Annotated in this window: 25 protein-coding genes; 15 read left to right on the top strand and 10 right to left on the bottom strand. The window is 48.1% G+C overall.

The window, feature by feature from the left end; translation table 11 throughout:
* Positions 1-85 precede the first annotated feature (85 nt).
* The 3 genes from trhP to KDN34_RS04385 are packed head-to-tail and all read left to right on the top strand — an operon-like array spanning position 86 to position 1,981.
* On the top strand, positions 86-1,462 hold the full coding sequence (gene trhP / locus KDN34_RS04395; protein ID WP_212595707.1) for a prephenate-dependent tRNA uridine(34) hydroxylase TrhP: 1,377 nt from the start codon (positions 86-88) through the stop codon (positions 1,460-1,462).
* A 12-nt stretch (positions 1,463-1,474) separates the two neighbouring features.
* A complete protein-coding gene (locus KDN34_RS04390) occupies positions 1,475-1,732 on the top strand; it encodes a YfhL family 4Fe-4S dicluster ferredoxin (RefSeq protein ID WP_212595706.1) in 258 nt (85 codons plus the stop codon).
* A 48-nt stretch (positions 1,733-1,780) separates the two neighbouring features.
* Positions 1,781-1,981, top strand: a complete 201-nt coding sequence (locus tag KDN34_RS04385; protein ID WP_212595705.1) for a hypothetical protein — start codon at positions 1,781-1,783, stop codon at positions 1,979-1,981.
* 11 nt (positions 1,982-1,992) lie between these two features.
* On the opposite strand, the gene KDN34_RS04380 is transcribed toward KDN34_RS04385, so the two are convergent.
* Positions 1,993-2,361, bottom strand: coding sequence for an acyl-CoA thioesterase (locus KDN34_RS04380; protein WP_212595704.1), 369 nt, complete (start codon positions 2,359-2,361; stop codon positions 1,993-1,995).
* A gap of 221 nt (positions 2,362-2,582) precedes the next feature.
* Positions 2,583-3,596, bottom strand: a complete 1,014-nt coding sequence (gene ltaE, locus KDN34_RS04375; RefSeq protein ID WP_212595703.1) for a low-specificity L-threonine aldolase — start codon at positions 3,594-3,596, stop codon at positions 2,583-2,585.
* Between the two features lie 264 nt (positions 3,597-3,860).
* Between ltaE and KDN34_RS04370 the strand changes: the two genes are divergently transcribed.
* Complete coding sequence (locus KDN34_RS04370; RefSeq protein WP_212595702.1) at positions 3,861-4,493, top strand: trimeric intracellular cation channel family protein; 633 nt, start codon at positions 3,861-3,863, stop codon at positions 4,491-4,493.
* A 53-nt stretch (positions 4,494-4,546) separates the two neighbouring features.
* Here the strand turns inward: KDN34_RS04370 and tpx are convergent, their stop codons facing one another.
* The 3 genes from tpx to KDN34_RS04355 all read right to left on the bottom strand — a co-directional run bounded on the left by tpx (position 4,547) and on the right by KDN34_RS04355 (position 6,790).
* Positions 4,547-5,122, bottom strand: a complete 576-nt coding sequence (gene tpx, locus KDN34_RS04365; protein WP_212595701.1) for a thiol peroxidase — start codon at positions 5,120-5,122, stop codon at positions 4,547-4,549.
* Between the two features lie 59 nt (positions 5,123-5,181).
* A complete protein-coding gene (locus tag KDN34_RS04360) occupies positions 5,182-6,009 on the bottom strand; it encodes a mechanosensitive ion channel family protein (RefSeq protein ID WP_212595700.1) in 828 nt (275 codons plus the stop codon).
* Between the two features lie 220 nt (positions 6,010-6,229).
* Entirely contained in the window at positions 6,230-6,790 is a 561-nt protein-coding gene (locus tag KDN34_RS04355) for a DUF4136 domain-containing protein (protein ID WP_212595699.1), read from the bottom strand.
* A 171-nt stretch (positions 6,791-6,961) separates the two neighbouring features.
* Between KDN34_RS04355 and KDN34_RS04350 the strand changes: the two genes are divergently transcribed.
* From KDN34_RS04350 to ruvX, 4 genes are all read left to right on the top strand, one after another.
* Positions 6,962-7,288, top strand: coding sequence for a hypothetical protein (locus KDN34_RS04350; protein ID WP_212595698.1), 327 nt, complete (start codon positions 6,962-6,964; stop codon positions 7,286-7,288).
* A 191-nt stretch (positions 7,289-7,479) separates the two neighbouring features.
* Positions 7,480-7,809, top strand: a complete 330-nt coding sequence (gene yciH, locus KDN34_RS04345; protein ID WP_212595697.1) for a stress response translation initiation inhibitor YciH — start codon at positions 7,480-7,482, stop codon at positions 7,807-7,809.
* Between the two features lie 25 nt (positions 7,810-7,834).
* Positions 7,835-8,395 carry a YqgE/AlgH family protein gene (locus KDN34_RS04340; protein ID WP_212595696.1) on the top strand — a complete coding sequence of 187 codons (561 nt, stop codon included), beginning with the start codon at positions 7,835-7,837 and terminating at the stop codon, positions 8,393-8,395.
* Positions 8,392-8,811 carry a Holliday junction resolvase RuvX gene (gene ruvX, locus KDN34_RS04335; RefSeq protein ID WP_212595695.1) on the top strand — a complete coding sequence of 140 codons (420 nt, stop codon included), beginning with the start codon at positions 8,392-8,394 and terminating at the stop codon, positions 8,809-8,811. The genes KDN34_RS04340 and ruvX overlap by 4 nt, the downstream gene beginning before the upstream one ends.
* Before the next feature lie 57 nt (positions 8,812-8,868).
* Here ruvX and KDN34_RS04330 read toward each other — a convergent pair whose 3' ends face one another.
* The 4 genes from KDN34_RS04330 to KDN34_RS04315 all read right to left on the bottom strand — a co-directional run bounded on the left by KDN34_RS04330 (position 8,869) and on the right by KDN34_RS04315 (position 12,883).
* Positions 8,869-9,423 carry a glutathione peroxidase gene (locus KDN34_RS04330; RefSeq protein ID WP_212595694.1) on the bottom strand — a complete coding sequence of 185 codons (555 nt, stop codon included), beginning with the start codon at positions 9,421-9,423 and terminating at the stop codon, positions 8,869-8,871.
* 75 nt (positions 9,424-9,498) lie between these two features.
* On the bottom strand, positions 9,499-10,599 hold the full coding sequence (locus KDN34_RS04325) for a porin (RefSeq protein ID WP_228730420.1): 1,101 nt from the start codon (positions 10,597-10,599) through the stop codon (positions 9,499-9,501).
* Positions 10,600-10,723: 124 nt separating this feature from the next.
* Positions 10,724-11,836, bottom strand: coding sequence for a PilT/PilU family type 4a pilus ATPase (locus KDN34_RS04320; RefSeq protein ID WP_212595693.1), 1,113 nt, complete (start codon positions 11,834-11,836; stop codon positions 10,724-10,726).
* A gap of 9 nt (positions 11,837-11,845) precedes the next feature.
* On the bottom strand, positions 11,846-12,883 hold the full coding sequence (locus KDN34_RS04315) for a type IV pilus twitching motility protein PilT (RefSeq protein ID WP_212595692.1): 1,038 nt from the start codon (positions 12,881-12,883) through the stop codon (positions 11,846-11,848).
* Positions 12,884-12,920: 37 nt separating this feature from the next.
* Here KDN34_RS04315 and KDN34_RS04310 point away from each other — a divergent pair, with 37 nt between their 5' ends.
* From KDN34_RS04310 to hemW, 7 genes are all read left to right on the top strand, one after another.
* A complete protein-coding gene (locus KDN34_RS04310; RefSeq protein WP_212595691.1) occupies positions 12,921-13,628 on the top strand; it encodes a YggS family pyridoxal phosphate-dependent enzyme in 708 nt (235 codons plus the stop codon).
* 95 nt (positions 13,629-13,723) lie between these two features.
* Positions 13,724-14,542: a pyrroline-5-carboxylate reductase gene (gene proC, locus KDN34_RS04305; RefSeq protein ID WP_212595690.1), complete on the top strand. Its 819-nt coding sequence runs from the start codon at positions 13,724-13,726 to the stop codon at positions 14,540-14,542.
* Between the two features lie 25 nt (positions 14,543-14,567).
* Complete coding sequence (locus tag KDN34_RS04300; RefSeq protein ID WP_212595689.1) at positions 14,568-15,116, top strand: YggT family protein; 549 nt, start codon at positions 14,568-14,570, stop codon at positions 15,114-15,116.
* Positions 15,116-15,403 carry a DUF167 family protein YggU gene (gene yggU / locus KDN34_RS04295; protein ID WP_212595688.1) on the top strand — a complete coding sequence of 96 codons (288 nt, stop codon included), beginning with the start codon at positions 15,116-15,118 and terminating at the stop codon, positions 15,401-15,403. Before KDN34_RS04300 ends, yggU begins: the two co-directional genes overlap by 1 nt.
* An 80-nt stretch (positions 15,404-15,483) precedes the next feature.
* The gene (locus tag KDN34_RS04290) at positions 15,484-15,915 is read left to right on the top strand and encodes a DUF4426 domain-containing protein (RefSeq protein ID WP_228730419.1); all 432 of its coding nucleotides are present in this window, start codon (positions 15,484-15,486) and stop codon (positions 15,913-15,915) included.
* Between the two features lie 66 nt (positions 15,916-15,981).
* The gene (gene rdgB / locus KDN34_RS04285) at positions 15,982-16,584 is read left to right on the top strand and encodes an RdgB/HAM1 family non-canonical purine NTP pyrophosphatase (RefSeq protein WP_212595687.1); all 603 of its coding nucleotides are present in this window, start codon (positions 15,982-15,984) and stop codon (positions 16,582-16,584) included.
* On the top strand, positions 16,584-17,717 hold the full coding sequence (gene hemW, locus KDN34_RS04280) for a radical SAM family heme chaperone HemW (RefSeq protein ID WP_212595686.1): 1,134 nt from the start codon (positions 16,584-16,586) through the stop codon (positions 17,715-17,717). Before rdgB ends, hemW begins: the two co-directional genes overlap by 1 nt.
* A 73-nt stretch (positions 17,718-17,790) precedes the next feature.
* Here the strand turns inward: hemW and KDN34_RS04275 are convergent, their stop codons facing one another.
* The gene (locus tag KDN34_RS04275) at positions 17,791-18,732 is read right to left on the bottom strand and encodes a LysR family transcriptional regulator (protein WP_212595685.1); all 942 of its coding nucleotides are present in this window, start codon (positions 18,730-18,732) and stop codon (positions 17,791-17,793) included.
* Positions 18,733-18,990: the final 258 nt, after the last annotated feature.

The following is an 18,990-nucleotide window of genomic DNA, read 5'->3' as shown; positions in this document are numbered from 1 at the left end:
TTTGCATCGATTGGCAAATTTTCAGTAAAATGCCGCGCCAGCCACACTTTCGTGGCCGTCAGACATCCATGAGCGAGAGTGAGTTATGTTCAAACCTGAGCTGTTGTCCCCTGCCGGGACATTGAAAAATATGCGCTATGCCTTTGCCTACGGTGCAGATGCCGTTTACGCGGGCCAGCCGAGATATAGCTTGCGGGTGCGCAACAACGACTTCAACATGGAAAATCTGGCGACGGGAATTAATGAAGCCCATGAACTTGGTAAAAAACTTTATGTAGTAAGCAATATTGCGCCACATAACTCCAAGTTAAAAACCTATATCAAGGACATGGAGCCGGTGGTTTCGATGAAACCCGATGCCCTGATCATGTCTGACCCAGGTCTGATCATGATGGTACGCGAAGCGTTTCCGGAGCAAGTGGTACATTTATCCGTACAAGCCAACGCCATCAACTGGGCTTCAGTAAAATTCTGGGAATCTCAAGGGATTAAACGCGTCATCCTTTCGCGTGAGCTTTCTTTGGATGAAATCGAAGAAATCCGCCAACATTGTCCGGACATTGAGCTGGAAGTCTTTGTGCATGGCGCACTGTGTATGGCTTACTCCGGACGTTGTTTGTTATCTGGTTATATTAACAAGCGTGATCCTAACCAGGGCACCTGCACCAATGCCTGTCGCTGGAAGTATGATGTACATGAAGCAAAGCAAAATGATGCTGGTGATATCATTGCGATCAATCCAGTCAATGACAGCGCAGTACAGATTGAAAAGCCTACGCTAGGTGACGGCCCAGCCACTGACAAGATATTTCTGCTGCAGGAAGGCAATCGTCCTGGAGAGTACATGCCAGCGTTCGAAGATGAACATGGCACTTATATCATGAACTCTAAGGATTTACGGGCCATCCAGCATGTAGAACGACTGGCAAGTATGGGCATCAACTCCCTGAAAATCGAAGGTCGTACCAAATCCTTCTACTATGTTGCACGTACCGCCCAGTTATACCGTAAAGCGATTAACGATGCTGCCGCTGGTAACTCGTTTGATCGCAGCCTCATGCAACAACTTGAAGGACTGGCGCATCGTGGCTATACCGAAGGCTTTCTGCGTCGGCACGTCCACGATGAATATCAGAATTACGATTACGGCTATTCAGTTAGCGACAGTCAACAGTTTGTCGGAGAACTCACCGGCAAGCGTAACGCTGACGGGTTGGCCGAAATCGAAGTGAAGAATAAATTCAGTGTGGGTGACAGTGTCGAACTGATGACACCACAAGGCAATATCAGTCTAACTATTGAATCACTGCTGAATCGCAAAGGTGAAGCGATTGATTGTGGGCCAGGCAATGGCCATACTGTTTACTTACCGGTACCGAAGGAAGTAGTACTGGAACACGGTATATTGCTGCGCAATCTGCCAGACGGTCAGGATACCCGTAATCCCCATCAGGGTGAATAACCGAGACGTACTATGGCACTGTTGATCGACGATACCTGTATTAATTGCGATATGTGTGAGCCTGAATGCCCCAATCAGGCCATTAGCATGGGCGAAGAGGTCTATTATATCGATCCCGAACGCTGTACTGAGTGCGTCGGCCATTACGATAAGCCCACCTGTATTTCGGTGTGTCCCATTGATTGCATTGATGTAGACCCAGCCCATGTAGAGTCGCCAGACGAGCTATTACTGAAATACGCCCATCTGACAGGGAAACTCAACGACTGACATCTTGCCGCTTTATCCTGTTAGTTTTGACACCAAGGAGAGTCAATTATGAGAATGATACTGATGTTAAGCGCACTACTAATACTCTCGGCTTGCGCTGAACTCAAACAGACCGGCAAAGATATTGGTCACGCCACACGGGATGTCACTAAAGAAATTGGCCACACCACGCGAGATGTGACTAAGGATATCGGTCATGCATCGCGTGATGCCGTCAACTCAGTGAAGCAAGATATCCAAAAAGACTGACCAGTTCTGGCTTAGGCGGCATTGGCTGTTGCACCGTGGGGAACGGGCAGACCTGCCTCGTTAACATTGACGAACACCATCTTGTCAATGCTGACAATGGGAGCCAGAGTCTGCTTATTACGCACCTCACAGCGCACAGTTATCGATGTATGACCAGTGCTGATCAGCTCCAGCCCGAATTCAATCACATCTCCTAGTTTTGCCGGTGTCATAAAGTTGATTTCAGAAATCAACTTGGTGACATGACTGCGACTTTTCATCTGACAGCCTGCGAATATGGCAGCTTCTTCATCTATCCAACTGAGTAATTGACCGCCGAATAGCGATCCGGCTGGATTGAGATGTTCATGTTTAACCAAGCGGCGGCTGTAATATTTCATCCTGATGCCTCCCTTCCGGTAAATGAGTAGATACAGCGAATTTAGCAATTACAACGTCATATTTATTTTTCAATATTTTTCAGATTGTTAGTTGATTAATTCGGAAAAAATGTTGCTCAAATGCACCATTTTCAGACACTGTCTGCACTGTTAATGGTGTTTCCGGTGGGCAAGGATAAAGGGAGCGGGCGCATCGGTGCAAACCCGCAGAACTGAGCGAATTAGTGTGCCAGACACTGCTTAAAAGCGGCGATAGTTGTGTGAATATCGGCTGTCGAAATGTCGTTGTGCGTCACCAGACGCAAAGACTTGCCAGCGCTGATACGCACCCCACATTCGCCAAGCTGCGACGCTAACATCAATGGGTTTATCTGGCTGTCTAACTCCGCAAATACCATGTTCGTTTGAACCAGTGACAGATCGACATTTAACTCAGTCAGTTCTGACAACCCTTCAGCCAAGATACGGGCGTTGGCATGGTCGTCCGCTAATCGTGCTACTTGTTGAGTCAGTGCTAACTCACCTGCCGCAGCCAAGATCCCAGCCTGACGCATACCACCACCCAGCATCTTACGCCAACGGCGTGCCCGGTGAATAAAATGTTCATCCCCTAACAGTAAAGAACCGACTGGGGCACACAACCCCTTAGACAAACAAACAGTAGCCGAATCAAAAAACTGCATAATCTCAGAAATACCGATGTTTTGCGCCACCGCAGCATTTGCCACGCGCGCACCATCAAGATGGATTTTTAACCCTTTGGAAAATGCCAGTTGCTGTGCTTCTGCCAGATATTGCTGAGGGAGTACTTTACCCCCAATGGTATTTTCCAGACTGATAAGCTTAGTGCGGGCAAAATGAAAGTCATCAGGCTTAATGGCCGCAGTCACGTCGTTGAGCGGTAAAGTTCCGTCTGCCAGATTCGCTATTGGCTGTGGCTGAATGCTGCCAAGTACGGCGGCACCGCCGGCTTCATACTTGTAGTTGTGGGCCTGTTGACCACAGATATATTCATCACCGCGATTACAATGTGACATCAACGCTAATAAATTGGCCTGAGTGCCAGAGGTTGTAAACAACGCCTCTTCAAAACCAAACATTTCAGCTGCCATCTGCTCCAGATGGTTCACTGTCGGGTCGTCACCATAAACATCATCCCCCACCACAGCGGCTGCCATCGCTTTGCGCATCGCGGCCGTTGGCTGCGTTACCGTATCACTTCGTAAATCAATCATCAGGTTATCCGAACATTACAGGAAAAGTTTACTCTACTCCGCCCGGTGATAGCTGTACAGTTACGCCCAGACCTTCCGAGGTCAGAATTATACTGAGAATATTAAATGTACATTTCCGATTAAATATTAATTAATAAAATAATATCAATTAGTTATAAATTTTATCCATTAATATATCTAACGTATATTTATAAAATATCTCATTTTTGTTGAACCCGATTTTCGGTCAAAATGCGCGTTAATATGAGTAGTGGGGATTTCAAGATGCAGGAAACTCAATTTGTCCTGATGTTATGGTTTATTGGAATAGTTGCCGAAGCAATGACGGGGGCCCTGGCCGCGGGTAAACAACGAATGGATCTGTTCGGGGTAGTGATCGTCGGCAGTGCTACTGCTGTCGGAGGCGGTACGCTACGTGACATGATGTTAGGCAATTATCCGTTGATTTGGATTGAGAACTGGCATTATTTGCTGGCGATCGTTTTAGCATCACTCCTCACTGTTGTCATCGCACCCGTCATGCAGTATTTGACCAAACTGTTTCTGACCATTGATGCCCTTGGGCTTGCAGTATTTTCTGTTATTGGTGCTCAAAAAACATTGATGCTGGGATTAAGCCCCGCGGTAGCGATTGTGATGGGAGTGATTACTGGCGTATTCGGCGGGGTGATCCGCGATATTCTGTGCAATCAGGTTCCACTGATATTTCGCAAAGAACTCTACGGTATTGTCGCTATTGTGACGGCGAGTTGTTATGTGACATTACAGCTCGCTGGCACTGAACCCTGGCTTAATCTTAGCGTTAGTCTGTGGTTAGGGTTTAGCTTGCGGATGTTAGCCATTCGCTTCAGCTGGTCAGTGCCAACATTTCACTATTCTATTGGGGAGCGGCGCTAAGCAATTTCATGAAAACGCCAGCGAGATATTGCTGGCGTTTTTATAAGTCAGATTCATGACTGCTTACTGATTTCAGTCAATGCTGCCAGCGCCTTGTCATAATCGGGATGGTGACCGATTTCAGGTACCAGTTCAACGTACTGCAACTTTCCCTGAGGATCGATAATGAAGATCGAGCGTGCCAGGATCCCCATGTCTTTGATGATCAACCCGTATTTTTCACCAAAGTCGCGCCAGACTGAATCTGACAGCACTTTGATGCTCTCCACATTTTCTACCTTACAAAATCGTTTCTGGGCAAAGGGTAAGTCTTCACTGATACTCAGCATCACAACCGAGGACGGATCGAAATTTGCCACCTCGGTATTGAAACGTTTGGTTTGTAGTGCGCAAACCCCGGTATCCAGACTGGGAACCGCACTGATCAGGACAGTTTTGCCCTTAAAATCGCTCAGACTAACGGCTTGAAACTTATCATCGACCACTCTGAAACTCGGGGCAACCTGACCGAGCTGCGGCAATTTACCAAGTAAAGATACCGGCTTCCCGCCCATGGTCACTTCTGCCGCTTGCAGCGACATGCTGCTGGCAGTCAGTGCTAATGCAAATAACGCGGCATACTTATACATAACGCTCTCCCTTCATTTACAAGCAAAAAGGCCGACATTAAGCCGGCCTTCTGGCAGTTTTATTCTTTGACTGGCATCTCTTTGATATGCACATCCATTTGCGGATAAGGAATACCGATACCATTCTCATCCAATGCGAGTTTGATCTGTTCCATCAACTCAAAGTGGGCTGGCCAGTAATCGGCAGCATTCACCCAGGGACGTACAACAAAATTAACGGAGGAATCACCGAGTGCCACTAAACCAACGGTATAAGCAGGATCTTTCAGGACCTTAGCATTACCTTCAAGAATGTCGCACAGTAACTGCTTGGTTTTACGGATATCTGCATCGTATGACACGCCAATGGTCAAATCCAGACGGCGCTTATCCATCATAGAATAGTTAACGATGCTGCCATTCATAATTGCAGAGTTCGGGACGGTAATCACCTTGTTATCGGGACTCTTCAATCGGGTCGCAAAAATGGTAATTTCATCAACAATACCGGCAACGCCGCCCGCTTCAATGTAATCACCGACACGACAGGGACGAAACATCACCAATAACACCCCAGCAGCGAAATTAGACAGCGACCCCTGCAACGCCAAACCGACAGCTAAACCGGCGGCACCTAATACCGCCACTAAAGACGCGGTTTGAATGCCAACCTGTCCGAGAGTGGCAATGATAGTAAAAGTAAAGACTACCGCCCAGGCCATATTTGCCACAAAGGAGGAAACAGTCTTATCGACTTTGCGGCTTGTCAGCAGTCGCTCAGTGATTTTTTTGGCAACGCCGGAAAAATACTTACCAACGAAGAAAATCACCAGCGCCAACAGAATTTTGAGGCCGTAAACTGCCACCAACTCTGGCACTTGCTTCATTAACTCTTCGATGTTGTCCATTCACATACTCCCTTTTAGTATTACTAATGTGTGTTGACCCAGCACTGCAGCCAGCGGCGTCCCTGTAAACCATTCATCCTTGATTCATCACACAACAAGATACCCTTTTGTGCAGTAGCTTGCATCCAGAATTCGTATTCTGACGTGCTACAAATGCAGTCAATAACCCCCACAAAAAAGTGACACAAAGGTCACCTTTCAAATTTAAGCTATAACCGCGTTATTTTTCAGGTTTAGGCGGGAAGTTATTCAGTACACCGACTACCGCTTCATTCATCTTGGCAATGCGCTGTTGCGGCGTTTTGTAATCGCGGATCACACCGTTAGCAGTGCCACGCCAAACCAGTTTATTCGTTTTGGCATCGACCATATCGATAATCAATGTACCAACGTCATATTCTTTTACCTGGGTATTGTTCTGCAACGAGCCACCAAAATACCAATGAGGCCCCCAAAACGGACTGTAGCCCAAACTGGTATTGATACTGTCCACTTTATAACGCTTATCCAGCTTAGTCAGATAGTTCACTAAGACATCTGCATCTTTTGCATCCACCTTAATGTAGCCTTTACGCGCCAGATCAGCGTCTACCGCTTCACGTACCCGCTGATCCAACAATCCATTCAATTGATACTGAGCACTGGCCTCTTTCGTCGCAGGTACCCAAGCGTAATGTTTGTACTGGGTAAAATTAACTTCAGGGTTATAGTCCCAGCCGGTATTCAGGGAACTACAGCCGCCTATCAATAAGACTAATGCTGCAAAAATGAGTTTTTTCATGGGATATCACCTGTTTCCCGCGTTTTAACAACGCTCGTTATGTATTAAACAGCTTACATTTCAGTGCACTAAACAACAACCTTTTAAAAATCACCAATAATTTTGTCTGAGTTGACCTTGTACCACATTTAAATGATAATAGTTATCATTACCAAAAATCAGGGGGAAGTTATGATGATCTGGTTCGTATGTAGTTTGATCGTAGCATGCTTGCTATTAGTTACCGTAGAAACGCGCCTAACCCCTGAAGCTGACGGCATTCATATGCCGGGATTAGCGTCCCTTAATCCGCATAAAGCATGGTTACTGTTACCATTAGCGATACTGTGCTGGTTATCATGGCATCTGTTTACCACTAACTTCTCCTTCTTTAGTCTGGCCGCCATTGGCTTTGTCGCAACGCCATTGACCATGCTCATTCCCCGCTGGCGTTATTGGGTATTACCTAGCGCACTGCTATCTATGATTTCGGTGTTACTTGGCACCATCTGGGGATAACCGCCATCACTTTAGCCAGCTCTTGATAAGTGAGACCGCTAACACTGATTTTATATCCCTGCACATAAAATCAGTTTTAGGACCACCAACTACTGGTGGTCCTTTTTTATCCCAGTGCACCATACTGTTAACTATGGGAGCGCTATTCAAATCTGTTAGACTGTCAGCATGATAGCGCTAGGAATATCGTCATGAAAACTGACCCTAATGTAACGTTGGTCTACAGTACAGATAAGGGCCGCATAAAAGAGGCCACACCGACGCAGGAGCTCCCTCAGGGAGATGGCATCGTACGCATCCATCGCGACAGTAAAGGCCGAAAAGGTAAAGGGGTTTCGGTGATTACCGGATTAGCTTTAGATACTGACGCCTTGAAAGCTCTGGCACAAAAACTTAAGAAGCAATGTGGTTGTGGTGGTACGGTAAAGGAGTTTACTATCGAAATTCAGACAGATAACCGTGAGCAACTTAAATCTCTGCTGGAAAAAATCGGTTATCAAGTGAAGCTGGCCGGTGGCTAACAAACATCAAACCAGGAGTCGTTGAATGGACAGTTTGCAAAACCATTTTCTTATTGCCATGCCCTCACTGAACGACACATTTTTTGAACGTTCACTGATTTATATTTGTGAACATGACGCCAAAGGCGCCATGGGGCTGATGGTCAATCGTCCTATCGGCCTCGATGTTCAGGAACTGCTGGCGCAACTGGATCTGAAAGATTCTCCGCATTTATTGCCCACGCTGGAAAATCAGGTACTGGTGGGTGGCCCGGTGAATCCCGAGCGCGGCTTTGTCCTGCATAGTGCCCAACCACACTGGGCGAACAGTAGTAATGTCTCTGATGAGCTGATGCTGACCACGTCTCGGGATATTCTGGCAGCCTTGGGCACGCCCAAAGCCCCGCAGCATTTTTTAGTGGTATTAGGCTATGCCGGCTGGAGCCGAGACCAACTTGAACAGGAATTGGCTGAAAACTCCTGGTTAACCATCCCGGCCACAGAAGAAATTCTATTCAACACTCCCTTTGAAGATCGCTGGGAAAAAGCCACCAATACTTTGGGATTTAATGCCTGGCAGATGTCCGGCGATGTAGGTCATGCTTGATGAGCAAAACAATTCTCGGTTTTGATTTTGGGACCAAAAGTATTGGGGTCGCCGTTGGTCAGGAAATTACTGGCAGTGCTCAACCCTTGTTATCGCTAAAAGCAAATGATGGTGTCCCGGACTGGAACCTGATTGAGGCACTGTTACAGGAGTGGCAACCTGACATGGTAGTGGTTGGTTTGCCGCTAAATATGGACGGCACTGAACAGGAGATGACGCAGCGAGCGCGCAAATTTGCCAATCGCATCCATGGTCGTTTCGGTGTGGCAGTGGCAACCCAGGATGAGCGGCTGACCACCACTGATGCCAAAGCCAGACTGTTCGAATTAGGCGGCTTTAAGGCATTGGGGAAAAGTAAAGTTGATGCCGTTTCTGCCGTGCTGATAATTGAAAGCTTTTTTGAAAATCAGTACTGATGATGACGCTTCCATGAAAAAAGCGGTCAATTAACCGCTTTTTTATTCGCCACGCTTTCAGTTAGATGCCGGTGTCGCCAATAGCTTGTCGATAGCATCAGTCAACTCAGGGCTGTCTGGCGTAACACGCGAGCTGAATCGCTGCACAGATTTGCCATCAGCACTCACCAAATACTTGAAAAAATTCCACTTAGGTTCGCCTGTCTGACTATTCAGATAGGCAAAAACCGGATTCACCTGGCGGCCCTTAACTGATGAGGTCGCCAACATGGTGAACTTTACACCATAGTTGATATAGCAGATCTTGGCGGTATCCTGTTCCTGCTTTTCTTCCTGAAAAAAGTCATTGGATGGGAAACCTATCACCACCAGACCTTTATCTCGATATTTCTCATGCAGTGCCTCCAATCCTTTAAACTGCGGAGTAAAGCCACAATGACTGGCCGTATTAACGATCAACACCGGCTTTCCGTCAGTCAATGCACACAAATCTACCATTTCCTGTGAGTGGAGTTTACGTAATTTAAGATTAAGATAACTCGGACACTGAGCCGCCGCGGCAGATACAGACAGCAGCATCAGTGATAACAACAAGGCGATTTTTCCCTTCATCTTCAGTTCCTTTACGCTTTTTTACTGACAGAACCCGTCACCTCATCAAACTAGCACAAAACATCGCTGCCAGCGTCAGAAATACCATCCGATATTGATATTCAGACGTGAGTGCCACCCATCGACACCCTCATCAATTCCTATCCCTGAACCGCCATCAAACCACATATTTTTCCCGGCAATCCAGTCGACATAGGTATAGAACTTACCTGCCGTCACTGCGCATCCAGTGACATTTTGGAGAGAGTTTTTTAATCCGGTGCCAGAAACCACAGTATGGGTGAAATCGTTATAGCAGGTGATGTTGGAGATAGCGCCCCAACTAACCTCTATGCTGCGTGACAGGTTAGTAGTAACAACGTCTGCTTTGGCGGCGATTTCAAACGGGTATGCAAATGCCGACATGGCCATGCGCTCATCCGGCATGTTGTAATCGTAGTGAATGTATTGCAATTGGGTTTGCCAACTATGCCAATCCAGTTGCCAATGAATGGCCGCGGCATATCCGTCAGTGTCACTACCGGTCGCCCCGCCCGCTACCGGCTGGTAATCAAACCGATTTAGCTGTAATGAGGCGCCAAGTGTGTGGTGGATGTCACCGCTGCTGAAGCTGTGCTCAATGCGGCCATTGAGCTGACCGGCTTCCTCATAAGGCCTTGCCGCCGTAGTTGCTGTATCAAAGGAATAACGCTTAAAGCGGCTACCATCACCGTATTCATCATTGGCGAAATACGCCACATCGTAGCGCCAGCCATCCTGTTCATATTGCCAGTGAACACCTGCATCATAATCATCTTCCAATCCTAGATAATAAGTACTGCCGAACCAGAATGAATGAGAGGCGTAGGGTAATAACCCGAATGGCACTTGGGTAACCCCCACTTTTACAGAGGCATTGTCTGAGAATTTGTAACCCATCCAGGCATGGTGGATCACATTCTGAACTTGATACCAACGATACTGCGCTGATGCGAACAACTGACCATCATCATAGTTAATATCAGCTCTGAACAGTTCAAATTCCAACTTGGCGTCATTATCATAATCTTTCCAGCCATAGTTGAGACGCACGGCACCACCAATATCTAAATCATCGGAAACAGGTACCGCCAAAACCGGAAAGGCAACCTCCAGCACTGCCACTGCAACAAGCACCTTTTTCCTGATTTTCATCATTTTTCTCCGTTTTCAATAAAAAACGGTGCAATATTTTATCAAAAAGTCATATTTAGAGCGAATTTGCCGATTAAAAGCAAAAGGCGCCATACGGCGCCTTTATCATAGTCATACAAAAACTTGCTTAATCCATATCCAGCGTAACGCCTTCCATCGACCCCTGCGATCCAGTTGTGCCACTTTGCAGTTTGATCATCAGGCGCAGATCGTTTGGAGAGTCGGCATGACGCAGCGCATCCGCATAGGAGATCTCGCCTTCGTTATAGAGTTTAAACAGCGCCTGGTCGAAGGTCTGCATGCCCTGTTCATTCGACTTAGCCATGGTTTCTTTCAGCAGGTGCAGTTCGTTGTTCTGAATGATACTGGCAACACGTGGCGTATTGATCAGAATCTCAATTGCAGCGCGACGACCACTGCCATCGGCTTTAGGCACCAATTGCTGCGCCACAATGCCACGCAGGTTTAACGACAGGTCAAACAGCAACTGCCGATGCTTAGTTTCCGGCACCAGGTGCATAATACGGTCCAATGCCTGGTTAGCGTTGTTGGCGTGCAAGGTTGCCATACACAAGTGACCGGTTTCAGCAAACGACAGCGCAAACTCCATGGTTTCCTGACTACGGATCTCACCGATCAGGATGACATCCGGGGCCTGACGCAGCGAGCTTTTCAGCGCCGCATCAAACGATTCGGTGTCGATACCAACCTCACGCTGAGTAATAATGCTCTTGCGATGCTGATGCACAAATTCCACCGGATCTTCGATGGTCAGGATGTGCCCTTTAGAGTTGCCGTTACGATAGCCAATCAGGGCGGCCAGCGAGGTTGACTTACCGGTACCGGTCCCCCCAACCATGATGACCAGACCGCGTTTGCTCATCACCAAATCTTTCAGAATTGGTGGCAAACTCAGTTCTTCCATGGTGGGAATGCGGATTTCAATACGTCGCATAACGCAGCCTGCGGCTTCACGCTGCCAAAAGGCACTAACCCTGAAACGCCCCAAGCCTTTCACGCCAATAGCAAAGTTACATTCTTTACTTTCGTGGAACGCCTTTTTGTTATCTGGCGACATGATTGACTCAACAAACTCCAGGGCTTGTGCTGCTGTGAACGGGTTTTCTGCCAATGGTCGCAACTCACCATCAATCTTGGCACTGGGTGGAAAACCAGCGGTCACAAATAGGTCAGAGGCCTTGCGCGCTACCATTTCCTCAAGAAAAGGTCTGACGTCCATCACGACTCCTTACAGGTTCAGTTGTTTGTTGGAACTCTTAGACAGTGCATCTTCACGCGTGATGACACTACGGGCAACCAGCTGCTGCAAGCTTTGCTCCAGCGTCTGCATCCCATGTGCCATACCGGTTTGAATTGCGGAATACATCTGCGCCACTTTATCCTCACGGATAAGGTTACGGATCGCCGGAGTACCAATCATAATTTCGTGGGCAGCGACACGACCACCACCAATTTTCTTAATCAATGTTTGCGAGATAACGGCCTGCAATGATTCAGACAACATGGTACGCACCATATCTTTTTCACCCGCAGGGAATACGTCAACCACACGGTCAATAGTTTTGGCAGCAGAAGTCGTATGCAAGGTGCCAAACACTAAGTGGCCGGTTTCAGCGGCTGTTAGCGCCAGGCGAATGGTTTCCAGGTCACGCATTTCACCCACCAGGATCACGTCAGGGTCTTCACGCAAGGCGCTACGCAGCGCCGCCGCAAAACTCAATGTATGGCGATGAACTTCACGTTGGTTAATCAGACAGTTCTTGGTTTGATGGACAAATTCGATGGGGTCTTCAATGGTCAGAATATGGTCATGACGATTATTGTTCACATAGTCAATCATTGCCGCCAGCGTGGTACTTTTACCGGAGCCGGTTGGTCCGGTTACCAGAACCAAACCGCGCGGATAGGAGGAAATCTTTTTGAAGATTTCTGGAGCACCCAGTTGCTCCAGTGTCAGAATATCACTGGGAATCGTACGAAATACAGCAGCCGCGCCACGGGCCTGGTTAAAGGCGTTAACCCTGAAACGCGCCAGATTGGGCACTTCAAAGGAAAAGTCAATTTCCAAATGCTCTTCATAATCCTTGCGCTGTTTGTCATTCATAATATCGTAAACCAGACGATGCACATCCTGATGCTTCAATTCTGGTACGTTAAGTTTTCTTACTTCCCCATCAACGCGGATCAATGGCGGCACCCCGGAAGACAGATGCAGGTCCGAAGCGTTATGCTTTACACTAAAAGCCAATAATTCAGTGATTTCCATAGAACGGGATATCCCTTACAAGCGAAAGATTAACATCATGACAACAATAGCAGAGAGACTAGCGCTAGCCCAGCACCGGATTGCACAGGCGGCGGGGAAATGCTCAAGACAAGCGGCTGACATCACATTGCTGGCAGTTAGCAAAACCAAACCGGCCACCGATATCGAAGCAGCTTACGCCGCAGGCCAGCGCTGTTTCGGCGAAAATTATGTGCAGGAAGGCCAGCAAAAAATTCTAGATTTGGCGCCGCGCTATCCAGACATTGAATGGCACTTCATCGGACCACTGCAATCAAATAAAAGTCGGCCAGTCGCGGAACTGTTCCAATGGATGCATACCATAGATCGCAGCAAAATTGCGCAGCGTTTGAACGAACAACGACCCGCCGCAATACCGCCATTGAATGTCTGCATTCAGATTAATGTCAGTGGTGAGACCTCTAAATCCGGGATCACCAGTGAAGCGGAAATGCTGAGTCTCGCGCATGAAATTAGCCAACTGCCGCGGCTGACGCTGCGCGGTCTAATGACTATTCCTAGCGCAGAGGAAGGTGAGAAGCTCATAGCGGAGTTTCAGCAGATGCAACAGCTATATGCCCGACTGCAACAGGAATTTCCCCCTATTGACACTCTCTCAATGGGAATGAGCCACGATCTGGAGCTGGCAGTTGAACATGGTGCCACGATGGTGCGCATTGGTAGTGCTATCTTCGGCGCGCGAGACTACAGCCAAAAACCAGCCTGATTGGCCGAAGTACCCTTGTTTTTGGTACCCTACGCCCAAATACTATTGGAATTCGCGGCATTGCCGCACAGCTTTTGCTAAAGACAGAGGATTTTATGTCAGACAAGCGCATCTGTTTTATCGGCGCCGGCAACATGAGCCGTAGCATTATCAGTGGATTGGTCAGCAGTGGTTATAATGCCGCATTAATTGAAGCCAGCAACCCGAGTACCGGTAAACTGGAGGCGCTACAGGCTGATTTTGGCATTAATGTTACCACCGACAATCTGGCCGCAGCCAAAGCCGCAGATGTGATTGTGCTGGCGGTAAAACCACAGCTGATGCAGCAAGTCTGTGAAGCTTTAAAATCTCTGGATCTTAACGATAAATTGCTGATTACCATTGCCGCCGGCATTAATGCTGCACGCTACAGTGATTATTTCGCGCAGCCAGTAAAACTGATCCGCACCATGCCCAACACACCGATGCAAATTGGCGCAGGCATGAGTGGTATGTACGCCCCCGCCACTATCAGCGATGAAGACAAAGCGATCTGTAACCGGATCATGTCCAGTGGCGGTCAGGCAGTATGGGTTGATAAGGAATCCGATCTCAATCTGGTAATCGCACTTGCGGGTAGCTCTCCAGCCTACTTTTTCCTGTTTGTCGAGGCTATGATAAAGGCGGCTGCCGATCTTGGCATGGATGAAGAGAAAGCCAGAACCCTGGCACAGCAGGCAGCACTCGGGGCGGCGAAGATGCTGCAGGAAAATCCACAGCTTTCGCCGGAACAATTGCGTAAAAATGTCACCTCGAAAGGTGGCACAACGCACGAAGCTGTAGAAACCTTCAAACAGGGCGATCTACCAGGGCTAGTAAAACAAGCTATGAACAACTGTATTGCCAGAGCTGAAGCAATGGCTAAACAATTCTGATTAACCATAGAGAACTACGACATCCATGAATGCATTCGCTTATCTAGTCAACACGCTGTTTGATCTATATCTGATGGTGGTAATTCTGCGTATCTGGTTACAACTGGCTCGGGCAGATTTCTATAACCCTTTCAGCCAGTTTATCGTGAAGGCGACCCATCCGATTGTGGCACCTATGCGCCGTATTCTGCCTGCCGTTGGCGGCATTGATACCGCATCAGTCGTGCTGGCGCTGGCAGTCGTCATAATAAAAATTTTGCTGCTGTCACTGATAGCGGGAGCACAATTCGATTTCGCCACCACCCTATTATTTGCGCTTGTGTCTGTCATTAAGGAAGCCGGAGTTCTGTTGTTCTGGATCCTGATTATCCGCGCCATCCTCAGTTGGGTAAGCCAGGGGAGCAATCCATTTGAATATGTGTTGGTGCAATTGACCGAACCATTACTGAGCCCTATCCGCCGTATCATTCCGCCTATGGGAGGATTAGATCTGTCAGTCCTGATACTGATGATTGGTCTCAATTTTCTGAACATGCTGTTAAGCCAGTATATTCCATACTGGGCTGTGGCCTGATGGCCGCAGTAGTGCAAGAGCAGCAGGACCTGCTGCTCTGTCTCTACATTCAACCCAAAGCCAGCCGCGATCAGTGGGTTGGCATTCATGGTGACGAGCTAAAAGTCGCCATCACCGCCCCGCCAGTTGATGGAAAAGCGAATGCCCATCTGGAAAAATGGCTGGCGAAAGCCTTTCGAGTGCCCAAAAGCCAAGTACAGATAGTGAAAGGTGAATTAGGACGTCACAAGCAGATTCGTATCGTGTCGCCTAATGAGATCCCGGATGTGATCCAACAATTACTCTGAGCTTATCTGTGACCGGCATAGGCTTCTGTCGTCATTACAGTTATAATCCCCGCCATGTTGCAGTAACCCTCAGAATCTCAGTGCGCCGAATTCTACTGTTAGTTGTGTTATGGCTGGCTACAGTCAGCATTGCCTATGCAGAGCAGAATCTGCAGGTTGGGCATTACAACATTCACTACATGGCATTACCCAGCACGTTTCTGACGCCAGCAATTGCCCATAACTACGGAATTGAACGCACGGCTTATACCGGGTTTCTCAATATCGTCGTGCAAGACCTCAACCAACCCGGGAAACCTATGGTACCGGTAGCGATCAGCGGAATTGCCACCAACATTCTTGATGCCCGCTTTAAACTGAAGTTTCGCGAAATTCGCGAGGGCAGCTCGATATATTACCTGGCAGAATGCCCTTATCGGGATACCGAAGAGATCCGCTTTCAGCTAGTGATCCGCAAAGATAATGACCTGAATACTACTCTGGATTTTAGCCAAAAATTCTTTAACGACTAGCCTGATGTTTTGCCATCATCGCCAGAGTTTGGCTATCATTGCGCCAACTCAACGCAGGAAATATCCATGAAAAAAATTGTGTTAGCCAGCGGCAACAAAGGCAAACTGGCCGAATTTGCTGACATGCTGGCAGACTTCAATATCGAAGTTGTGCCGCAGAGCACCTTTAAGGTCACAGAAGCTGTCGAAGACGGCTTGAGCTTTGTGGAAAATGCCATCATCAAAGCCCGTCATGCCGCCAAAGCGACCGGCCTGCCTGCCATTGCCGATGATTCAGGGTTGGAAGTTGACGCACTCCATGGCGCGCCGGGCATTTACTCCGCCCGCTACAATGGCGAACACGCCACCGCGGTATCAAATTACCAAAAGCTGTTAATGGCATTACAACAACAACCTGCACCACGTACTGCGCGCTTTCAGTGTGTATTGGTATATATGCGCCATGAAAATGATCCCACCCCGATCATCTGCCAAGCATCCTGGGAAGGTGAGATTGGTGATGAAGCCAAAGGCGAACATGGTCATGGCTACGATCCGGTGTTTATCCCGCGGGGATTTCGCCAGACTGCCGCCGAACTCAGCAGTGATGAAAAGAACCAACTGAGCCATCGCGGAAAAGCGTTAAAACTGCTGCTGGAAGCCTTTCATCAGCAAGGGATTATCGATTGATGCTGACGTTGCCGCCATTAAGTCTCTATATCCATATTCCCTGGTGCGTGCGTAAATGCCCCTACTGTGATTTTAATTCTCATGCCCAGCAAGGAGAGTTACCGCAGCAACAGTATGTGGATGCACTGCTAGCAGACTTAACAGCAGATTTACCTTATGTGCAGCAGCGCTCGTTGCACAGCATTTTTATTGGTGGTGGCACTCCGTCACTGTTTGATGCCAGTCAGATAGCCCGGCTACTGCAAGGCGTAAGACAACGCATTCCCTTTAGTGATGACATTGAAATCACTATGGAAGCCAATCCCGGCACGCTGGAACATGATGATTTTGCCGCCTATCGGAAGGCCGGGGTTACCCGCGTATCGATGGGCGTACAGAGTTTTGCCACCGACAAACTCAATATTCTGGGCCGTATTCACGGCAGTGACGAAGCCAAAAAGGCAGCCAAGGCTTTGGCTAGCGCAGGTTATCAGAGCTTTAATCTGGATCTGATGCACGGCCTGCCGGGACAGGATCTACAACAAGCACTGAGTGATATTGAAACCGCAGCTGCGCTGAATCCACCACATTTATCCTGGTATCAGCTCACCATTGAGCCCAATACCCTGTTCCATTCCAGACCACCACAGCTACCGGATGATGAAGCGTTATGGCAGATTTACCGCAGCGGCCAACAACGGCTGGCAGAACTGGGCTATCGCCAGTATGAGATTTCCGCCTATGCCAAACCCGACTTCGAATGTCGCCATAACCGCAACTATTGGGAGTTTGGCGATTATCTTGGCATTGGCTGTGGCGCTCACGGCAAAATTACCTTGTTACCGCAGCAGCAACTCTTTCGCACCGTCAAAGTTAAGCATCCTAAAGGTTATCTGGCGGGGAATTACCTTTATGAAGTCAATGATATCGCTACCGACGACCTGCCACTGGAATATCTGATGAATCGTCTGCGGTTGATGGTGCCAATCCCCAAAGCTGAATTTGAAAGTCGCACCGGCCTGGCTGCATCATTATTGGATGAGGGTATGCAGCGCGGCATAGACAAGGGGCTGGTTATCACACATCCCGATAGCTGGGAACTTACCGAAAAAGGCCACTTTTTTGTCAACGAGCTGCTAGGCGAATTTTGCTGAGCGATTGATGATGGCTCCACAATAAAAAAATCCTCCACTAACGGAGGATTTTTTTAACTCAGACACCCAGGGTTTACTGACGCTTGGCAAAAATGTCGGCGTATTTTTCATCCCAAATAGGTGGGGTACCGATATGATTTTTAATGAAATCAATAAAGGCACTCACCTTTGGTGCCAAGTGTTTACGGCGCGGATATACGGCCTGTAATGGCAAGTGGTGTACCAAGTGCCACTCCGGTAATAATGGCACCAACTTACCTTCTTCGATTTCATTTTCCAGCAGGTAAGTCGCCATATATACAATACCCAGGCCACTAACTGCGGCGGATTTTAGCGCTGGCGCGTTATCAACGCGGAAGTTACCATTCACGCCGATCTCGCAGTAGTCGTCGCCGCGCTTGAACTGCCAGACGCTGTGCTCGTGCCACTCACCGTGATAGACCAGACAGTTATGTTCTACCAACTGTTCCGGACGGCTCGGCTTACCGTGATTAGCAATATAGGCAGGTGAAGCTAACAGCATGAATTGGCATTTCATTAACGGTCGAGCCACCATACCCAGCGGCAGCTGTTCTGACATGGTCAGTAACAGATCCAAACCTTCACTTACCACATCAACCTTGTGATCCAGCAAACTGACTTGCAATTCCAGCTCTGGATGGCGCGACATAAATTCGGGCAATGCCGGAATAATATGGGCAGTGCCGAAGGATTGAGAGATACCAAGTTTCAGTACGCCACGCGTGGCATCATTCAGATTATGCACACTGGCGACAGCCTGGTCGGCACCGCGTAACAATTCTTCACCTTGGGTATAAAGCAGATTACCTGCTTCAGTCAGGCTAAGACTACGAGTAGTTCGCTGAATAAGTTGAACACCAAGCTTGTGTTCCAGATCAGCTACCTGGGTACTGACCTTGGACTTTGAGATCCCCAGACGACGCGCTGCAGCACTGAAACTGCCAGCACGGGCAACATGGGTAAAAATCGCAATGGGTTCCAATAGTTCTAACATGAAAGTCGCCTTAAGCCTTTAACTTCTTTAAGTTTTTAACGACAAAGTCATCACTCCGACCTTGGGAGCAATCAACAGAAAACCTGCGAATCACACATCATTGATGAATGTGTTGCCAAGCCATCTCTAGCAACGGTGGCAGGTTAGCGTGGAAAAGTATATCAAGTCTTTGTTCGCTACTCTAACCCCATCGTTCTGTATTCGCAAAAAAGACCGGATAAATCAAATAAAAAACCCCGCACAGGAAGGATGAAGTGC

Source organism: Shewanella yunxiaonensis (assembly GCF_018223345.1).
GTDB lineage: Bacteria > Pseudomonadota > Gammaproteobacteria > Enterobacterales > Shewanellaceae > Shewanella > Shewanella yunxiaonensis.
This window is presented reverse-complemented; position numbering and strand designations above follow the sequence as displayed.

What these genes read in the sequence shown, in the direction of transcription:
- KDN34_RS04360 (WP_212595700.1), bottom strand. Translation starts at nt 6,009, where the DNA reads ATGGACAACATCGAAGAGTTAATGAAGCAAGTGCCAGAGTTGGTGGCA.
- KDN34_RS04330 (WP_212595694.1), bottom strand. Translation starts at nt 9,423, where the DNA reads ATGAAGGGAAAAATCGCCTTGTTGTTATCACTGATGCTGCTGTCTGTA.
- KDN34_RS04340 (WP_212595696.1), top strand. Translation starts at nt 7,835, where the DNA reads ATGGACAGTTTGCAAAACCATTTTCTTATTGCCATGCCCTCACTGAAC.
- KDN34_RS04325 (WP_228730420.1), bottom strand. Translation starts at nt 10,599, where the DNA reads ATGATGAAAATCAGGAAAAAGGTGCTTGTTGCAGTGGCAGTGCTGGAG.
- KDN34_RS04370 (WP_212595702.1), top strand. Translation starts at nt 3,861, where the DNA reads ATGCAGGAAACTCAATTTGTCCTGATGTTATGGTTTATTGGAATAGTT.
- yciH (WP_212595697.1), top strand. Translation starts at nt 7,480, where the DNA reads ATGAAAACTGACCCTAATGTAACGTTGGTCTACAGTACAGATAAGGGC.
- KDN34_RS04385 (WP_212595705.1), top strand. Translation starts at nt 1,781, where the DNA reads ATGAGAATGATACTGATGTTAAGCGCACTACTAATACTCTCGGCTTGC.
- tpx (WP_212595701.1), bottom strand. Translation starts at nt 5,122, where the DNA reads ATGTATAAGTATGCCGCGTTATTTGCATTAGCACTGACTGCCAGCAGC.
- KDN34_RS04355 (WP_212595699.1), bottom strand. Translation starts at nt 6,790, where the DNA reads ATGAAAAAACTCATTTTTGCAGCATTAGTCTTATTGATAGGCGGCTGT.
- KDN34_RS04380 (WP_212595704.1), bottom strand. Translation starts at nt 2,361, where the DNA reads ATGAAATATTACAGCCGCCGCTTGGTTAAACATGAACATCTCAATCCA.
- rdgB (WP_212595687.1), top strand. Translation starts at nt 15,982, where the DNA reads ATGAAAAAAATTGTGTTAGCCAGCGGCAACAAAGGCAAACTGGCCGAA.
- KDN34_RS04315 (WP_212595692.1), bottom strand. Translation starts at nt 12,883, where the DNA reads ATGGAAATCACTGAATTATTGGCTTTTAGTGTAAAGCATAACGCTTCG.
- KDN34_RS04275 (WP_212595685.1), bottom strand. Translation starts at nt 18,732, where the DNA reads ATGTTAGAACTATTGGAACCCATTGCGATTTTTACCCATGTTGCCCGT.
- KDN34_RS04300 (WP_212595689.1), top strand. Translation starts at nt 14,568, where the DNA reads ATGAATGCATTCGCTTATCTAGTCAACACGCTGTTTGATCTATATCTG.
- trhP (WP_212595707.1), top strand. Translation starts at nt 86, where the DNA reads ATGTTCAAACCTGAGCTGTTGTCCCCTGCCGGGACATTGAAAAATATG.
- proC (WP_212595690.1), top strand. Translation starts at nt 13,724, where the DNA reads ATGTCAGACAAGCGCATCTGTTTTATCGGCGCCGGCAACATGAGCCGT.
- KDN34_RS04310 (WP_212595691.1), top strand. Translation starts at nt 12,921, where the DNA reads ATGACAACAATAGCAGAGAGACTAGCGCTAGCCCAGCACCGGATTGCA.
- KDN34_RS04320 (WP_212595693.1), bottom strand. Translation starts at nt 11,836, where the DNA reads ATGGACGTCAGACCTTTTCTTGAGGAAATGGTAGCGCGCAAGGCCTCT.
- yggU (WP_212595688.1), top strand. Translation starts at nt 15,116, where the DNA reads ATGGCCGCAGTAGTGCAAGAGCAGCAGGACCTGCTGCTCTGTCTCTAC.
- ltaE (WP_212595703.1), bottom strand. Translation starts at nt 3,596, where the DNA reads ATGATTGATTTACGAAGTGATACGGTAACGCAGCCAACGGCCGCGATG.
- KDN34_RS04350 (WP_212595698.1), top strand. Translation starts at nt 6,962, where the DNA reads ATGATGATCTGGTTCGTATGTAGTTTGATCGTAGCATGCTTGCTATTA.
- KDN34_RS04390 (WP_212595706.1), top strand. Translation starts at nt 1,475, where the DNA reads ATGGCACTGTTGATCGACGATACCTGTATTAATTGCGATATGTGTGAG.
- hemW (WP_212595686.1), top strand. Translation starts at nt 16,584, where the DNA reads ATGCTGACGTTGCCGCCATTAAGTCTCTATATCCATATTCCCTGGTGC.